General features: G+C 56.2%; 21 protein-coding genes. 10 read left to right on the top strand and 11 right to left on the bottom strand.

Translation table 11 applies throughout. From position 1 onward, the window contains the following. Nucleotides 1-153: 153 nt before the first annotated feature. A complete protein-coding gene (locus ABDK75_RS11945) occupies nt 154-795 on the top strand; it encodes an ATP-dependent Clp protease proteolytic subunit (RefSeq protein WP_046900896.1) in 642 nt (213 codons plus the stop codon). A gap of 54 nt (nt 796-849) precedes the next feature. After that, nucleotides 850-1,839, top strand: coding sequence for a hypothetical protein (locus ABDK75_RS11940; RefSeq protein ID WP_086633786.1), 990 nt, complete (start codon nt 850-852; stop codon nt 1,837-1,839). 233 nt (nt 1,840-2,072) lie between these two features. Here ABDK75_RS11940 and recA read toward each other — a convergent pair whose 3' ends face one another. From recA to flgB, 7 genes are all read right to left on the bottom strand, one after another. After that, entirely contained in the window at nt 2,073-3,110 is a 1,038-nt protein-coding gene (recA, locus tag ABDK75_RS11935) for a recombinase RecA (protein ID WP_046900074.1), read from the bottom strand. Between the two features lie 197 nt (nt 3,111-3,307). Continuing rightward, nucleotides 3,308-4,384: an EscU/YscU/HrcU family type III secretion system export apparatus switch protein gene (locus ABDK75_RS11930; protein WP_339405844.1), complete on the bottom strand. Its 1,077-nt coding sequence runs from the start codon at nt 4,382-4,384 to the stop codon at nt 3,308-3,310. Between the two features lie 3 nt (nt 4,385-4,387). After that, nucleotides 4,388-5,215, bottom strand: coding sequence for a flagellar biosynthetic protein FliR (locus ABDK75_RS11925; protein WP_346005988.1), 828 nt, complete (start codon nt 5,213-5,215; stop codon nt 4,388-4,390). Then, complete coding sequence (locus tag ABDK75_RS11920) at nt 5,212-5,484, bottom strand: flagellar biosynthetic protein FliQ (protein WP_046900071.1); 273 nt, start codon at nt 5,482-5,484, stop codon at nt 5,212-5,214. Before ABDK75_RS11920 ends, ABDK75_RS11925 begins: the two co-directional genes overlap by 4 nt. A gap of 3 nt (nt 5,485-5,487) precedes the next feature. Next, on the bottom strand, nt 5,488-5,808 hold the full coding sequence (locus tag ABDK75_RS11915; RefSeq protein ID WP_215749188.1) for a flagellar hook-basal body complex protein FliE: 321 nt from the start codon (nt 5,806-5,808) through the stop codon (nt 5,488-5,490). Nucleotides 5,809-5,811: 3 nt separating this feature from the next. Next, the gene (flgC, locus tag ABDK75_RS11910; RefSeq protein WP_046900069.1) at nt 5,812-6,219 is read right to left on the bottom strand and encodes a flagellar basal body rod protein FlgC; all 408 of its coding nucleotides are present in this window, start codon (nt 6,217-6,219) and stop codon (nt 5,812-5,814) included. A gap of 13 nt (nt 6,220-6,232) precedes the next feature. Next, complete coding sequence (flgB, locus tag ABDK75_RS11905) at nt 6,233-6,625, bottom strand: flagellar basal body rod protein FlgB (RefSeq protein WP_339405832.1); 393 nt, start codon at nt 6,623-6,625, stop codon at nt 6,233-6,235. Between the two features lie 206 nt (nt 6,626-6,831). Here flgB and ABDK75_RS11900 point away from each other — a divergent pair, with 206 nt between their 5' ends. Both ABDK75_RS11900 and fliP read left to right on the top strand, forming a co-directional pair. After that, on the top strand, nt 6,832-7,125 hold the full coding sequence (locus tag ABDK75_RS11900) for a flagellar biosynthetic protein FliO (protein ID WP_086633792.1): 294 nt from the start codon (nt 6,832-6,834) through the stop codon (nt 7,123-7,125). Continuing rightward, nucleotides 7,122-7,859 carry a flagellar type III secretion system pore protein FliP gene (gene fliP, locus ABDK75_RS11895; RefSeq protein ID WP_046900066.1) on the top strand — a complete coding sequence of 246 codons (738 nt, stop codon included), beginning with the start codon at nt 7,122-7,124 and terminating at the stop codon, nt 7,857-7,859. The genes ABDK75_RS11900 and fliP overlap by 4 nt, the downstream gene beginning before the upstream one ends. Here the strand turns inward: fliP and ABDK75_RS11890 are convergent, their stop codons facing one another. After that, a complete protein-coding gene (locus ABDK75_RS11890) occupies nt 7,860-9,254 on the bottom strand; it encodes a gamma-glutamyltransferase (protein WP_339405830.1) in 1,395 nt (464 codons plus the stop codon). Between the two features lie 201 nt (nt 9,255-9,455). Between ABDK75_RS11890 and ABDK75_RS11885 the strand changes: the two genes are divergently transcribed. The 4 genes from ABDK75_RS11885 (at nt 9,456) to folE (ending at nt 12,845) form a co-directional block, all read left to right on the top strand. Further along, the gene (locus ABDK75_RS11885; protein WP_346005987.1) at nt 9,456-10,220 is read left to right on the top strand and encodes a DsbA family protein; all 765 of its coding nucleotides are present in this window, start codon (nt 9,456-9,458) and stop codon (nt 10,218-10,220) included. A gap of 329 nt (nt 10,221-10,549) precedes the next feature. Then, the gene (gene folP, locus ABDK75_RS11880; protein WP_339405828.1) at nt 10,550-11,314 is read left to right on the top strand and encodes a dihydropteroate synthase; all 765 of its coding nucleotides are present in this window, start codon (nt 10,550-10,552) and stop codon (nt 11,312-11,314) included. After that, a complete protein-coding gene (folK, locus tag ABDK75_RS11875) occupies nt 11,311-12,198 on the top strand; it encodes a 2-amino-4-hydroxy-6-hydroxymethyldihydropteridine diphosphokinase (protein ID WP_346005986.1) in 888 nt (295 codons plus the stop codon). Before folP ends, folK begins: the two co-directional genes overlap by 4 nt. 8 nt (nt 12,199-12,206) lie before the next feature. Continuing rightward, nucleotides 12,207-12,845 (top strand): GTP cyclohydrolase I FolE, encoded by a 639-nt coding sequence (gene folE, locus ABDK75_RS11870; protein WP_046900061.1) that lies wholly within the window; start codon nt 12,207-12,209, stop codon nt 12,843-12,845. A gap of 6 nt (nt 12,846-12,851) precedes the next feature. On the opposite strand, the gene ABDK75_RS11865 is transcribed toward folE, so the two are convergent. From ABDK75_RS11865 to queE, 3 genes are read right to left on the bottom strand one after another with little or no spacing between them, the layout of a single operon-like run. After that, nucleotides 12,852-13,385 (bottom strand): 6-carboxytetrahydropterin synthase, encoded by a 534-nt coding sequence (locus ABDK75_RS11865; protein WP_215749177.1) that lies wholly within the window; start codon nt 13,383-13,385, stop codon nt 12,852-12,854. Beyond that, nucleotides 13,382-14,083, bottom strand: coding sequence for a 7-cyano-7-deazaguanine synthase QueC (queC, locus tag ABDK75_RS11860; protein WP_346005985.1), 702 nt, complete (start codon nt 14,081-14,083; stop codon nt 13,382-13,384). Before queC ends, ABDK75_RS11865 begins: the two co-directional genes overlap by 4 nt. Then, nucleotides 14,080-14,721 (bottom strand): 7-carboxy-7-deazaguanine synthase, encoded by a 642-nt coding sequence (gene queE, locus ABDK75_RS11855; protein ID WP_346005984.1) that lies wholly within the window; start codon nt 14,719-14,721, stop codon nt 14,080-14,082. Before queE ends, queC begins: the two co-directional genes overlap by 4 nt. A 122-nt stretch (nt 14,722-14,843) precedes the next feature. On the opposite strand from queE, the gene ABDK75_RS11850 reads away from it, so the two are divergent. Together ABDK75_RS11850 and ABDK75_RS11845 are read left to right on the top strand one after the other, a co-directional pair. Beyond that, nucleotides 14,844-15,683 (top strand): ABC transporter permease, encoded by an 840-nt coding sequence (locus tag ABDK75_RS11850; protein WP_046900057.1) that lies wholly within the window; start codon nt 14,844-14,846, stop codon nt 15,681-15,683. Between the two features lie 4 nt (nt 15,684-15,687). Further along, nucleotides 15,688-16,452, top strand: coding sequence for an ABC transporter ATP-binding protein (locus ABDK75_RS11845; RefSeq protein ID WP_046900056.1), 765 nt, complete (start codon nt 15,688-15,690; stop codon nt 16,450-16,452). Nucleotides 16,453-16,455 lie beyond the last annotated feature (3 nt).

The raw sequence follows: 16,455 nt of genomic DNA, 5'->3' as shown, positions 1-16,455 counted from the left end.
TGTGCCGTTCCTGCCTTCGCCAAATCTCTGAACAGGGCGGAGACTAGCCGTTCGTGATCGGGATGGCGAGACTTCGTCTTTCCCGGACTTGGCATGAAGGCAAACGAAGAGCAGGATAGGGGGATGAAGACGCACGATGGATCTGGAAACGACATGGACATCACCAGAATGACCCTTACCCGTCTGGACGACGAGCCCGATGCCCCAGAGGCTCCGGAAGACGACAACAAGACGCTGAACAGCCCGATCAGCGAACTCGAAAGCCGCCTGTTCGACCAGCGCAAGGTTCTGATCTTTGGTGGGATCAACGACAAGATCGCCCGTGACGTGACGGGGCGCCTGCTGGCGCTGGCCGGTTCGTCCGACAAGCCGATCGACGTCTATGTGAATTCCCCGGGTGGACATGTGGAGAGTGGCGACACCATCCATGACATGATCCGCTTCGTGGATTCGATTGCGCCCATCAATATGATTGGTACTGGCTGGGTCGCCTCCGCAGGTGCGCTGATCTATGCAGCGGGCCGCCCGGAGCGTCGCGTCTGCCTGCCGAATACGCGGTTCCTGCTTCATCAGCCGATGGGTGGTGTGCGCGGTCCGGCAACGGATATCGACATTGAAGCTCGTGAGATCATCAAGATGCGTGAGCGTCTGAACCGGATTTTCGCCAAGGAAACGGGACAGACCTACGAGAAGGTCGCCAAGGATACGGACCGCAACTACTGGATGTCCGCGAAAGAAGCGATCGACTACGGGCTTGTTCACCGTATCATCCACTCCGCGACCGACCTGAAGTAAAACTACAAGCTCCAAGGGGCACGGCGTGCCGCAGGGCACGCCGCGAAGACTATCATGAAAAGCCTGGCCGAAATCTATTCCCACCTTCCCGACGCACCGTCGGAGAAGACGCTTGAGCGCGTCGATTATGAAGCGCGCCATTGGAGCAGCCCAATCAAGGGACCTCTCAAGCCGGGAACGGAAGAGCACAAGAAGGCTGTCGCGCAGATGTTCCGCGACACGTTCAATCCGTACAAGCCCTCGGTCATTGACTGGCCGGAACTTGATCCGGAAACGCTGCATCGCATCACGTCCCTGCCAATCTGGGATATTGCTGTTCAGACCGAAGGTAAGGCACGCCTCCGTATGGCCGCCTATGCGGCGATGATTGATGACCCGGACATGAAGGACGCTCTGTCCCGCAATGCCTGGGAAGAAAATCGCCATAAGGAAGTTCTGACCAAGCTGGTTGAAGCCTACAAAATTCCGATGGCGCCTGAGCCTCCCTATGTGGAGCCGAAAGACACGGAATGGGCTTACCTGGTGACGGGCTTCTCTGAATGTGTAGACAGTTTCTTTGCCTTTGGCCTGTTTGCCTTGGCTGAGCGTGCGGGGCTCTTTCCGCCGGAACTGATCGAGACATTTGAGCCTGTGATGCAGGAAGAATGCCGTCACATTCTGCTGTTTGCGAACTGGCTGGCCTGGCACCGGGCGACAATGCCGTTCTGGAAGCGCCCATGGTTTGAAGCGCGTGTTATCGGCGTCTGGATATTCCTGGCGTATGAGCGCATGGGCTTGGCGCGCAGCATCGACGAGAGCGGTGAAGAGCACACGCAGGACAATAATTTCACGGTCACTGGGGCCAAGGACATGACGAATATGGACGTCAATGTTCCTGACCTGATGCAGCTCTGCCTTGATGAAAATGACCGCCGCTTTGCGGGCTATGATCCGCGGTTGCTTCGGCCGACAACCACTCCGGCCATTGCAAGAGCGATTATCAAGGGAGCAAAGACATGGGCATGTCTGCGCAGCAAGCTATGCCCCGCGAAGTCTGCTGCCTGAAATAATTTTTAGAACTTCTAAAGACCAAAAGGATCAGGCTCGCCTGATCCTTTGTTTATGCCCTGTTTCAGGTCTTTAATCTGCCGGAGGGCCCGTAGCTATCAGGTCTATGCCTTGTAATGCTTTGGGCTGAAGACAGGGCAAGAAAGCGCAGTCTTCGATTTGGTATTGGCTTTGCTGTCTTCCGACAGACAAAAAAAGAGGCCCCTTCTCGGAGCCTCTTTTTGCTGAAATCAATCCTCAGTTGATGCGTCGTCGTCACTCTCTGGGCCTGTCATCATGGCTTCTGCCACGACCCCGGCTTCAGAACGTACGCGACGCTCGATTTCCTGTGCCATTTCAGGATGGTCTCGTAGGAACTGCTTGGCGTTTTCACGCCCCTGACCAATGCGCTGGCTATCGAAAGAGAACCATGCGCCGGATTTCTCGACGATGTTCGCTTTCACGCCCAGATCAAGAAGCTCACCAACTTTACTGATGCCTTCACCGTACATGATGTCGAACTCAACCTGACGGAACGGCGGGGCCATCTTGTTCTTGACCACTTTGACGCGCGTCTGGTTTCCAACGACTTCATCCTTGTCCTTGATAGAGCCGATGCGCCGGATATCAAGACGAACGGAAGCGTAGAACTTCAGCGCGTTACCGCCAGTTGTGGTCTCCGGGTTGCCGAACATCACGCCGATTTTCATGCGGATCTGGTTGAGGAAGATGACCAGTGTGTTCGATCGTGAGACGGTTCCGGTCAGCTTGCGCAGGGCCTGGCTCATGAGGCGGGCATGAAGGCCGACATGGCTGTCGCCCATATCGCCTTCGAGTTCTGCCCGGGGGACCAGCGCGGCCACTGAGTCCACAACCAGAACATCAATGGCGCCGGAACGAACCAGAGTATCGACGATTTCCAGCGCCTGCTCACCGGCATCCGGCTGGCTCAGCAGAAGGTCATCGACGTTAACGCCGAGTTTCTTGGCATATCCAGGGTCAAGCGCATGTTCCGCGTCAATAAAGGCGACTGTACCGCCCTTTTTCTGTGCTTCAGCCAGAACATGCAGTGCCAGCGTGGTTTTGCCCGAGCTTTCCGGCCCATAAATCTCGACAACGCGGCCGCGGGGCATGCCGCCAATTCCGAGGGCGATATCAAGCCCCAGGGAACCGGTTGAAATGACGTCAGCCTGCTCTTTCGGGCGCTGGCCCATCCGCATGATCGACCCTTTGCCGAACGCACGCTCGATCTGGCTGAGAGCGCCTTCAAGCGCCTTGGTCTTGTCCATTCAATCCTCGTAATCGTTCATGGCTGGTGGGTAGGAACACGATAGACCTTGCCACGCCTTCCGCATAGGAGGGCACCTCTCACCGGAGAGAATTTCATCGTGTTCTGAGGTGTCGTGTTCACAAATGTTCTGGTCACCATATCATGAGAACAAGAGGCTTCGCCAAGGGGGTAGCATTAGAAAAAAGAAGATTCTTTTTATCTGATCGGAGAATGGTTGCCGGCTGGCCTTCTGAGTTTCCATACATAAGCAATGACTGCGGCCACGACCTTGAAATGCTCTGCCGGAATTTCACTCTCGAGAGGCAAGGGATAAAGAGCGCGGGCCAAAGGAGGATTCGCTACGATGGGTACGCGGTGGTCCTGTGCTAGCTCTCGAATGCGCGCGGCTACGTCGTCAACACCTTTGGCAACGATCTTAGGGGCACTTGATGCGCCCTTTTCATAAACAAGTGCGACGGCATAGTGCGTTGGATTGGTCACAATGACTGTAGCGGTTTTTACGGCGTCCATCATGCGCTGCCTGGCTACCTTGGCGCGCATGGCTTTCAGTTTTCCTTTAACGTGCGGATCGCCTTCAGTATTTCGGTATTCTTCCTTGAGCTCTTCCCGGCTCATTTTGAGTTTGGCTGTGTGCCGAAAGCGCATCCAAAAGATGTCGCCTCCAGCAATTACAAGTTGAGCCAAAATCATGCCTGTGGCGCCACTGAGCCCCAGACGAATAACAGTCGTCAGAATGGCGCTTGCGTTGAGGCCTGTCATACTCCGGGCGTCAGGGATAATGCCTTTCGCCAGGTGCCAGAGTACGGTTACGAAAATCAGCAGTTTGACGAGCGCTTTGCATGTATCCGGTAAGGTCCCGCCGCCCAAAATCCTCTTAAGACCTCCCATAGGAGAAACACGGGACATCTTGGGGAGTAATGATCCGGGATGAATCAGAAAGCCGGTTTGCAGGAAGCCCACACCGAGCGTGAGTGCCGTGATGAGCCCTGCTACGGGAAGGGCGAGTGCAAGCCCTGCGGTGATGGTGTGTTGTGTTGTGGAAAGAAGGCCGCCCTGTACCATCGAAATGGTGCCGGCATTGTCCATGAGACTTTTCATGCTGTGCACAAAGTTGGGCACCAAAAACGGAAGAAGCGCGAAAATACCCAGGAGGCCACCGAGCAGGACAGTAAAGCTTATGGCTTCTCGAGAAAGAACGATTTGTCCGTCGTCTCGGGCTTTCTGGAGCCTTTGTTGCGAGGGGGCTTCTGTTCTGTCTTCTGCGTCTGCCACGCGTCAAAGCCCCGGCAGTGCGCGGAGCACATCAAAAGCCTGTCCTTGCCAGACTGTCAGGATGGCCTGGAGTGTTAACCCCAGAAGCGCAATGCCTCCCAACATTTGTAAAGGGTTGGCGGCATTATAAATTTGCAGATTTGGGAGCAGCCTCGTCATGATCCCGAGCATCATTTCCCAGACGAGCGACAGGATCAGAAATGGAGCGCTGAGTTCCAAGCCAAGAGTGAAAGCCTTGCCCGTTATCTGAATAATACTGCGCGCGGCATCTCCCAGAATGGCCCAGTGTGGAACTGCAGCATGGTTCGTGAGCGCCCCTCCCGGCGGAATGAGGCTGTAGCTGCCAATCACTGCGTGAATTGGCAAAAGGTAGGCACCGGTGATCAACAGGATCAGAGGTGCGAGCAGATTCATGAAGCGTGCGGGCGCTGAGCTACTGGAGCCAAGGTCGGGGTCTGGTTGGAGTACGCTGGAAATGCCGATGAACATGGCGATCATCTGACCAGCAATAGGGAGCGCCATCGTAATCAGGCGTGCAATCCATCCGATCAGAAGGCCAGCGAAAAGCTCCACAGATATCATTCCTGCGAGTGCTATCGGGCCGAGCGTGTCGAGCTGCGAAGTGTTCAGCAAAGGGAGGACCAAGGGAAGGATCAGGAAGGTAAGCGTCAGGGCAATTCCTGCTCTGATCATCATAGGGAGTGACTGTTCCCCCAGTCCTGGCATCACCATGACCGTTGCACCCGTTCGGCAAAGAACCAGCACAAACGCCAAGGCCCATTCTGTAAGAGCTTGTCCGGACAGATCCGTTGGAAAAGGAAACGATGTCACGTTGTTCCGACGAGAATGAGCTGATCAAACAGATGTCGCGTGAACGTCAGCAGGGTTGCGGTCATGAAGGAGCCTGCCATCATCATGACAACACCGATGGCGATCACTTTGGGGACAAAGGACAATGTGCTCTCATTCAGCTGCGTGACGGCTTGAAAGAGTGACACCAACAGACCAACGGCCAGCGCAGTGAGGAGAGCCGGAGCGCTCAGTTTGAGGGCGACAATGAAGGTCTGCTCCAGAATCGCGCCCAGATCGATTGCCTGCATTGGTCAGATCGTCATTTTCATAACGTCCTGGTACGCCTGCACCATTCGGTCTCGAAGGACCGTGGACGTCTGAAGCGCGAGCTGGGCGTTGGATACGGCTGTGACGATCTGGGTCATGTCCCCGCCGCCATGCAGCCCGGCAGCAGACTGTGCTTCTGCATCATGGCCAGTGTTGATGACGCTGCTGACCGCCTGCGACATGACAGAGCCGAAATCGCCCGAGGTAGCCGTGCCATCAGGAACGTCGTCCGTCACTCCTGTCTGAAAGCGGCTCTGAAGGCTTTGGGCGTATGCGCTATGCGCTTGGGAAAGGGACGTGATCATGAGTTATTTCAACAGGTCCAGTGTGCGGGACAGCATGGTACGGGTGCTTTGCATGGTGTTGAGGTTGGCTTCGTACGAGCGTTCGGCTTCGCGCATGTCCATCATCTCCACCATTGAATCCACGTTGGAAATTTTCACATAGCCCTGTGCATTGGCCGCTGGATGAGACGGGTCATACTTCGTCTGGAAGTCAGACATGTCCCGGCCGATTTCCTGCACATCGACGGTGGAACGATCCGTGTCGTTGTCCACGTGTTCTGCGAAAGTGATGGTTTTTCGTCGGTAGGGATCCGCGCCGGGTGTGGAGCCTGTCGTGTCTTGGTTGGCAAGATTTTCGGCCACAATCCGCAGGCGCTGGGCCTGAGCATCCATCCCGCTGGCAGAAATGCCGATGGTGTTGGAGAGGTTCATGGGTCAGCTCCCCTTATTTGCCGAGAACTGTCTGAAACATGCTCATGTATTTTCCGTAGATATTGACTGCGAGATGCTGCTGGTCGCTCACGTCTGCCACCTGTTCCATCTGCTGATCGAGGGAAACCTGGTTGCCATCCAGAGACTGCTCGGTTTCAACGTCTTGCACATGCGTGACGGAGGCTGATGAGCCGATATGTTGAGGTTGCGTCGCTGTGGGCATGATCTCGAACTGGCTTAATGCCGCTTCAAAAGGGGAGACATCTTTGGGCGTGTAATCAGGGGTATCTGCATTGGCGATGTTACCTGCAAGAACCTGCTGACGCGCCTGAAGCCAGTTCAGACGGTCCTGACCAAGGGCAAACAGGTTTGTGCCACTGGTCGCTGTGGTGTCCGTGTTGCGCATTGCTGCAGTTTCCCTCCATGCAGAACCCTGTTTCGGCCCGATAGAGTTGATTATGGCGGAAAGTGCTTAACGAATGGTTGATAGCATCCATGATTCTCCGGCCTCCGATGATAATCGGGCGCGTGATGAGCAGAATTCCAGCCGCTATTAGGCGTCTATTAATCTTTGTCCGGCACTCTTTTCCAAAGTGAAGGAAATACGGTGCCATGACCCTCCATGACGGTTTAACTGCCTGTTCGGCGTTAATGTTCATAATAGTGCTTCTTGTCGGTCTGAAGCCTTTGCTGAAGGCCGTCCGCTCTCGCCAGGGAGGGCATGGAAAGTCCGGTGCGGGGCTGTCTCTTGTGGGACAGATGGCCTTGGATCGCACCCGGCGACTTTCAGTCATACGGTACGGTAGCCGCGAAGTTCTGGTTTTGACTGGTGGCAGTCAGGATGTGCTGCTGGAATGGCATGGTGACAGAACCGGTTTTGCTGCAGCACTGGAGGAGGCCTCGTGAAGTCCTGCCTTCTCCTGTTTGCGCTCCTGCTCTGTCTGTTGTGCCCGCATTTGGCATATGCTCAGGCCGTCAGTATTGATCTGGGGCAGTCTGGCGGGGCTGGAACGACCAGCAGGCTGGTGCAGCTCAGTGCCCTCATCACGGTTTTGTCGCTTGCCCCCAGTCTTCTGGTGATGGTGACAGCCTTTACGCGGATCGTGATTGTGTTGTCGCTGCTGAGAAGCGCACTCGGCGCGCAGGGCACGCCGCCGAACACCGTTCTGATCGGGTTGGCGCTTTTTCTGACGTTATTTGTGATGCAGCCTACGCTTCAGAAATCCTGGGATACAGGCGTTGCTCCCATGATGGCGGGGCAGGTTGGTGAGATGGAAGGGTTAAGCCGGTCTGCGCAGCCTTTTCATGATTTCATGGCCGCTACGGCACGGCCTGCAGACATTTCAACCTTTCTGGACATTGCCCATGAAAAGCCGCCTCAAAAAATTGAGGACACACCGTGGCGTGTTCTGGTGCCGGCTTTCATGATTGGAGAGCTGCGGCGCGGTTTTGAAATGGGATTTCTGCTGTATCTACCATTCCTCGTCATCGATCTCGTTGTTTCGAGTGTCTTGATGAGCCTTGGCATGATGATGCTCCCCCCCAGCACAGTGTCTTTGCCCTTCAAACTGATCTTCTTTGTGATCGTCGATGGCTGGTCACTGGTGGCGGGGAGCCTTGTAAGAAGCTTTACCGGGTAATCAGTTCGTTGTTCCCGCGGCAAGGCCTGCGCCGCGCGGATCGGTGTTTCCGTGGCAGTTATTGCCGTCAGTGCACGTTACTGCGTTGACGCGACCTGCGCCGGAATGGGCAATTTCTGCCCCCTGAGTTGCAGCCCGTGCCGCATCGCCTACAGCATCCGCAGCGTCATTCTGGCCAGACGCCGCAATCGCAGCCTTCAATCCGCGACGGTCTCTCAGAATTGTCGCCGCGAGGAGGGGGCGAGGTGTCGCGGCGGGAGATGCACCAAGCACGATGCCCGTGCTACCAGCGATACGGCCTGTTCCAAACAGATTGTTCTCGCTCAGGCTGCAAGCAACGGCCATGCCATTACGGTCCGTGACGACAAAGGATGTGGAGGCGGGAAGTGCAGGAAGAGCGCTACCTCCTGTCTTGCCATTATCCAGAGCTGCCTGTGCGGCAGCGACATCCGTTGCGCCCGAAGCGCGCCAGGCGCTGACAGCGCCCTGGGCAGATGAACCGGTCGTATAGCGAATGGCTGCGCCAAGGCCGCCATCAGCGGGTGGCGCAAGGAACGAAGCGCTGATGCCGTTGGTTTGTGTGGTGAGAGCAACTGTCTCAACCGGCAGCGTTCTGCGTAGATCGCTGGTGTTGAGGCCCCCACCAGCTTTTTGAGCGGCTGTGCTGTAAACGTCCGCCAAGGCACCGTTATACAAATCACCAACGCCTGCTGACCGGACCCGCTCCAGAAAGCCAGCCAGACGAGGCTGGATCAGAGTATCCCCAGAAGTCAGGGTTCCAGCTTCGCCACGACCGAAGATTGCCCGTGCATTTTCGTCAGCCAGAAGGGCAGTACGTACGACCGCCAGATCAGAGGCAAGGGCCCGGCTCACGGTGATACCGTTGCTGGCAAGGTTCATCGAGGGGGCGATCAGGTCGTTGAATTCAACCGAGCCATAATGGTGATGGATCAGGAACAGGCCGCGGAGCGTGGCAGGCGTGGATGCCGGGCGATTGCCACCTGCACTGCTTCCTGCCGCAGGCAGGAAACTGATGCTCTGAGCAGGGGCGCCGGGCTGGGATATGAGGCATGCGCCTCCACCGCCCAGCGACGCACGGGAGGGAAGGGTCACACCAAGGGCAATGGCTGTGGCCACTGCGGCGTCTGCAGCATTGCCTTTGCGTGCCAGAACATCGTGCCCGACAAGTGCTGCCTGTGGTTCGTCAGCGACCACTGTGCCGATGCTGCCGGTGAGAGCCGGGGCAGGAGCTGTGCCCACAAGGGACGTGAAGCCAGGAATGCTTGAGCAGGCAGTCAGCAGGAGCCCTGAGGCTACCGAAGCCAGAAGGTGGAACGACACGCGGCCTGCCTTACGGGAGCCGCGGAGGGAAATCTGGTTTCGACGGTGCGCCACCTGGCGTTTCTCCACTATCTGGTCTCGGGTCCGGCAAGTGAGATGCTCCCCATTCGGAAGAGACCTCACATTCAGTTTGCTCAGTCATAACGGTAATCCCTCTGTTGTGGGAGAGGTCTTGGGCGCTTCTCTTTGTGACAGTCTTTCATTAATGGCCGCGGACAGTTACGGTGCCGCGTCTTCTGCAATCCGGAGCCTTCTGTGAAACATCGCCTGTCCGCAACGGTTTTCGCCGTTTTTGCTGCGCTTTCTTCCTACGGGAATGCTGCGATGGCCGCTTCGGGAAGCCCCTCAGAAAACTTTACGCCTGCACAGCGTGCCGAAGTGGTTCAGATCCTTCGGCAGGCTCTGAAAGAAGATCCTTCCATTCTGACGGATGCCATCCGCTCCCTGCGAGAGAAAGCGGAGCAGCAGAAGCAGGATTCGGCTCTTGAGGCTGTAAAAACGCATCTGCATGACCTGCAGACGGCCCCTGACTATGCTGTTCGCGGTAATCCGCACGGAAAAATTACCGTGGTGGAATTCTTTGATCCGCGCTGCTCATATTGCCGGGCCATGATGCCGGAAGTTGATCGTTTTCTGGCCCGTCATCCAGATGTCCGTCTGGTTGAAAAGGTTATTCCAGTTCTGGGAAGCGGCAGCGTGCTGGATAGCCGGGCCATTTTCGCTGCCAGCGCGCAGGGGAAATATGACGTGATGCGTCAGGCCCTGATGGCGGATACCACCAAGCCGACCATGGAACGGATCACGGAGCTTGCGAAGGCAAACGGTCTGGATGCCGATCGCCTGAAAGCAGATATGAGCTCGCCTGCGACTGTCGCTCTGATCACGACCAATCTGGATCAGGGCCGTGCCATCAATCTTGACGGGACGCCGACGTTTATTTTCGGTTCGGCTGCCGTTGCTCCAGGTGCTCTTAATGAAGAGCAGATGGAAGCCTTCCTGGAGCAGGCTAAAAAATCCTGAATTCTTAAGAGAAGCTCTTCGGTGCCGGAAGGGCCGTCGCAGGGAATGTGAAAAGTGTAAATTTCGGATCCCAATTAGTGCCGTAATTGAGTGTCATATGAGCATGGAGGCGTTCTCGTGAAGATCGTCTTCCATGTAGCCAAGGCGAAAACTTCGCCACTGTCCGTTCACATGCGGGCGGACTACGATGCAGGTCTCTTACAGTTGAAGAAGCTGGGATTCTCCGGCTCTTCTCGCACTAAGGTATATCGAAACTGTTCTCTCTGTTTCCGTCTGAAAATAGCCCTTCACGTCTTTCTGGCTCCCCTTCAGGAAGACAGCCCTTATTGATGGGTATCCTGAATGTTACGCCGGATTCGTTTTCTGACGGCGGTCATTTTCAGGCCCCGGAAACAGCGCTGGCACACGCCCGGTCCATGCTCACTGACGGTGCCGACATTCTGGATATCGGGGCGGAGTCAACGCGACCCGGTTTTCGCTCAGTGCCGGCCGATGAAGAATGGGCACGGCTTGAGCCGATTATTAACCGTCTTGCGCCTGAGGGCGTTCCAATCTCGGTCGATACAACGAAAGCCGTGGTCGCTCGGAAATCTCTTCAGGCGGGCGCACGAGTTATCAATGATGTCTGGGGCTTTCAGGCCGATCCAGATATGGCGTTCGTGGTGGCAGACAGGGGAGCCTCGGCGGTTCTCATGCACAACCGGCATGATTGCGATGATCAACTGGACCTACTGGCGGATTGGCGCCGGTTTTTTGATTGTTCACTTAATCTGGCTGAGAAGGCCGGGGTAAAGAAAGACCGCCTGATTCTGGACCCGGGAATTGGTTTTGGAAAAACACAGGATCAGAACGTCCAGGCCGTGGCCTCCCTTGGTATTCTGAAACAGGAGTATGGTTTGCCGGTCCTTCTGGGGCTTTCCCGGAAGTCTATGTTTGGGTATCTGCTAGGGCGTCCTGTAGATGAACGGCTGGCGGGAACCCTGGCTGCCAATCTTTTCGGTGCAGATGCTGGCGCTGATATTCTGCGTGTTCATGACGTTCGGGAGCATGCAGACGCGCTGGCAATGCGCCAGATCCTGAAGGACTGTAAATGATTACCGCCCCGCTGACTGCCGTCTTTGTTCGGGATCTTTGTCTGTTCGGCTATCATGGCGTGTTGCCGGAAGAGAACCGGATCGGGCAACGCTTCATCATTGATATCGAGATTCGTGCAGATCTCTCAGGGGCTATCGAAACAGACGATTACCTTCAGGCCGTCTGCTACGGCACTTTGTGCGATATCGCTTCTGACATCGTGACCGGAAAGCCCATGGGCCTGATAGAGGCCCTGGCGGGACGGATTGCTGATGAGGTTGTAAGGCGTCTGGGTCGTGTGGAGCAGGTTCTTGTGACCGTGCGTAAGCCGTCTGCACCCGTGCCCTATCCCGTATCGGAAACCTCGACGACAGTTGAGCGCCAGCGGGTTCATGAGGTTGCGTTCTCGCTGGGCGCCAATCTGGGGGACCGTGAGGCAATTCTGGCAGCCGCAACAGATTGCCTGTCTCTGGAGAGTGGCTTGCAGCTTCTGAGCGTCTCCTCCCTGTACGATAGTGCACCGTGGGGTGGGATCGATCAGCCGGGATTCGTCAATCTGTGTGTAACGGGTCAGACAACGCTGCGTCCTCATGCAGTGCTGGCGATTTGTAAGCGGATTGAGCGGGAGTTGGGTCGGCTGCCGGGTGTCCGCTGGGGCGCGCGGGCCATCGATATTGATCTTCTTCATTATGATGAATGCAATATTTCTGACCGTGTTTTGACGCTGCCGCATCGTCATGTGTTTGAGCGGGCGTTTGTTCTCGAACCTCTGGCGGAAATAGCGGCAGAGCGTGTGATTGGTGGACGTCGGGTGGCGGACGCGCTAGCAGTCCTGCCTCGAACCAGCGGAGATGTGACCCGGCGTGACCCGGATCGTGCCGCTTCGGGGAACGAAGGAGCCTGAAACCCGACATGACTGACCGGAACGCCACGGCTGCAAAAGCCAGCAATGAAGATCTGCGCCCGCTCGAAGGCTTGTCTCGGCCTGCCGATGCGCAGGAGCGGATTGCGGGCGCAGTTCGTACAATTCTGGAAGCGATCGGGGAAAATCCGGAACGCGAGGGCTTACATGACACGCCTCAGCGCGTGGCAAAGATGTATCTGGAAGTGTTCGAAGGTCTGTATGAAGACCCGCGCGATCATCTGAAGACGCAGTTCTCAGCAGACCAGCATCATGGTGCTGTTATCGTCAAAGATATCCATTTCCATTCCATGTGTGAGCATCACCTTCTTCCGGTGCATGGTAAGGCGCATGTGGCCTATCTGCCGGCAGGCGGGCGTTTGACGGGCCTTAGTAAGCTGGCGCGCGTTGTGGAAGGTTTTGCTCGACGTCCCCAGTTGCAGGAGCGCCTGACCGATCAGGTCGCGCAGGCCATGGAGGATGTACTGGCGCCGGAAGCTGTTCTCGTTGTGATTGAAGCCGAGCATATGTGCATGAGTATGCGCGGTGTACGCTCGCCTGGTTCCACTACGGTTACAATGATTGCTCGTGGAACCTGGAAGCATGACCATGCAGCCCGCATGGAGATCCTGTCTCTTCTGCGAAGCTGAAAGGCTTTAAAGATCCGAGATGCTCATGTCTGCCCGGTTCCACCAGCAGGCTTGGGCAGCGCGCTCGACTTGCGGAAGATAGAATGAGGGATCGCCGCTGAGCTTGACCGTGTTGGTCGGGGTTTCTTCAAGCTCAATTTCATGAACGCGAAGCTTTCCGCCCTGATCGGCGAGAATGGCTGTCAGCTTGGCCAGCAGAAGGGCAGTCATGACTTCGGTCGTGGGGTCGCCTGGCGTGACGACGATCCTGCGTGCGCGTTCAGGCTCGTGATCCCGGAACCATGCCAGCAACGGGTCTTGCTCCGATAGCTGCAAAGCATGGTCGAGACTGTTGTCCACGAAGTCATGCCAACGGGTTTTGGCCTCTGCAAATGGCAGGATCATGTTCTGGTGACCATCCAGTCGTTTCTCGTCAACGGGCCGGAGTGTCACCTTCACATATTCATTATGCCCATGGGGAACCGCACACTTTTCACTGGTGCCAGTAATAAGCCTGTGGCCCATGCAGAAACGGCGCGTAAAGACGAGTTCTGCGGTCATGCTTTGCTCTCGCAATAACGGCGCCATCCTTCAGCACGGAGTTGACAGGCCGGACATGTGCCGCATCCATAACCCCATGAGTGCTGATGTGTGCGATCTCCCATATAGCAGGAGTGGCTCTCCTGATTGATAAGATCTACGAGCGCTTTTCCGCCGAGTTCTTCCGTCAGATCCCAGGTTTGAGCTTTGTCGATCCACATCAGGGGCGTGTGCAGCACGAAGCGCTGGTCCATGCCCAGGTTCAGGGCAACCTGTAGTGCTTTGATCGTATCGTCGCGGCAGTCCGGGTAGCCTGAATAATCGGTTTCACAGACGCCCGTAACGATATGCTTGACGTTGCGACGATAAGCCAATGCGGCTGCGAATGTCAGGAAGATCAGGTTGCGACCCGGCACAAAGGTATTGGGCAGACCACTTTCGTTGAAGCCAATTTCGGCTTCTCGGGTCAGAGCGGTCTCGGACAGGGCGCCAAGAGATGCCAGATCAATGGTATGATCTTCGCCCAGCCTTGCTTTCCATTCTGCGGAATGGGCTGCCATCTGAGCGCGCAGGGTGTCACGGCACTCAAGCTCGACAAGATGTCGTTGTCCGTAAGCGTAACCTACCGTCTCAACACGATCGAAACGGGACAGAGCCCAGGCGAGGCAGGTTGCTGAATCCTGGCCGCCAGAAAACAGGACGAGGGCGGCGTTGCTCATGGAATTCCGATCATCTTGTGAGTTTGCAGGGAAAGGCGCCAGCGCGGATGTGCCAGACAATATGCAACAGCAGCCTGCGTGTTCTCCAGGCGGTTAGGTCCATCCATTGGCTGCAACCAGAAGTGCTGGAAAGACAGCGTGTCGAACAGTTCGGGCGGAAGCTCGTTCTGTGGATATACGAGCTTGAGTTCCGAGCCATTTTTCTGGACCAGGGCGCCCCCCGGCTTGGGGCTGACGCAGATCCAGTCGATCCCGTTCGGTGCGGCGATTGTTCCGTTGGTTTCAACGGCAATCTCAAACCCGCGTGCCTTCACGGCAGCAATCAGTTCCGCATCCAGTTGGAGAAGTGGCTCCCCACCCGTGAACACAACATAACGGCGGCCCGAAGCATCAGCGACGCTTCGCCAGCATTGTTCGATCGTATCCGCCAGAGTGGCAGCGTCCTGAAAGCGGCCGCCTCCTTCACCGTCGGTTCCAATAAAATCCGTGTCGCAGAAGCGGCATGCTGCCGTTTCACGGTCCTGCTCTCGGCCTGACCACAGGTTGCACCCGGCAAACCGGCAGAATACCGAGGCGCGACCCGTCTGCGCACCCTCTCCCTGGAGGGTGACGAACATTTCCTTCACAGCATAAGACATGACCGCAGCATTTCGGCGAGGACGCGGCCAGATGCAAGGGAAAACATTCTTTTATCTGCGGACAGTCGTTTCGACGGCACGCAGGGGTGGGCAGAAACGTCTTTCATGGTAGGGAGAAGCCCATGGAAGACAGCAACTCCCGTACTCCCATACTCGATCTGGCTCCGCAGAAGGGATTCGGCCGTATCCGGGCCGCATTGGATGACCTGAAGGCCGGCTTTCGGCTGCTGCCACTGGCTGTTGCTCTTGGCTGGCTGGACATCAAGCTTCGTTATCGCGGGTCAGTGCTGGGGCCATTCTGGCTGACACTTTCGACCGCAATCATGACGGCAGCCATGGGGGTGGTCTACGGCTATCTTTTCCATATGGATCTGCCGCATTACCTGCCGTTCCTGTCTCTTTCGATTGTATTGTGGGGGTATGTCAGCGGCGTCATTAATGATGCGGCAACAGCTTTTACTCAGAGTACGTCGCTATTCCATGCCAGAAGAATTCCCGCCACGCTGCCGGTCATTCGACTGATTGTCCGTAACGTGCTGATGCTGCTTCACAACGTGGTCGTGATTGCCGTTGTGTTTGGCATCTATCATATCTGGCCCAAGCAGAGCTGGAGCCTGCTTCTGAGCGTCCCGCTCTGGCTTCTGGACAGTTTTTCGATCATTTTGCTGATTGGTATGCTGGGGGCCCGCTTTCGGGATATTGCCCCGATCATGGCGTCACTACTGCAGATCTTCTTTTTCGTCACGCCCGTGATCTGGAAGCCCGATCTGATCTATGCCGGGCGCCAATATCTGCTGCTCGATCCCTTTTACCCCATTATTGAAGTCATGCGTGGCCCACTCATGGGGTACGAGGTCAGACCCGTTCTTTGGTATGCTGCTATCGGACAGGGCATCCTTCTTTGGGCTGCTGCTGCTGCATTGTTCTGTCGTATGCGTGCCCGTATTCCATACTGGATCTGATGTAATGCCAAGTATTGTCGTTGATCAGCTTCGGATCGATTTTCCCCTGTACCATGGCCAAAGTCGCTCATTGAAGCGGCATGTAGGGGACAGGTTATCCAGTCTTCGTCCTGGTTCTCCGGCAGCGCATCTTGTTCAGGATGGCCGTGAGAGAACTATTGTTAGCGTTTTACAAGATATCAGCTTCAGTCTCGCGCCGGGCGAGCGGCTTGGTCTGATCGGCCGAAATGGTGCCGGCAAAACGACGCTTCTTCGTTCGCTAGCGGGTATTTACGAGCCAGTACACGGGCGTGTTCGCCTGGAAGGCTCAATCGGGACATTGCTGGATAGCAGCCTTGGCATGAACGTGGAGCTGACAGGACGCGAAAATATCCGCCTGTTTGCGCTGCACGGTGGTCTTTCCAAGCAGCAGACGGCGCAATTGGATCAGGATGTCGAGGCATTTGCTGATCTGGGCAGTTATATGGATATGCCCGTCAAAGCCTATAGCTCAGGAATGACGGTTCGATTGGCTTTCGGTTTGGCAACAGCCATGACGCCGCAGATCTTGCTCATGGACGAATGGTTCCTGGCCGGTGACGGTGCCTTTATGAACAAGGCACGGGAACGGTTGGAAGCCATGGTTGAGCACGCGGATATCTTGGTGATTTCAACCCATCAGCCAGATATTATGCGGAAATGGTGTACGCGGGTTATCTGGCTGGAAAATGGGAAAATCCGGATGGATGGACCTCCGGATGAGGTTCTGGAGGTTTACCTCACAGCCTAAGTG

The sequence above is a fragment of the Gluconobacter sp. OJA genome, from assembly GCF_039638325.1.
Classification (GTDB): domain Bacteria; phylum Pseudomonadota; class Alphaproteobacteria; order Acetobacterales; family Acetobacteraceae; genus Gluconobacter; species Gluconobacter cerinus.
Note: the sequence above shows the minus strand (reverse complement) of the source record. Positions and strands in the feature narration are given on the sequence as shown.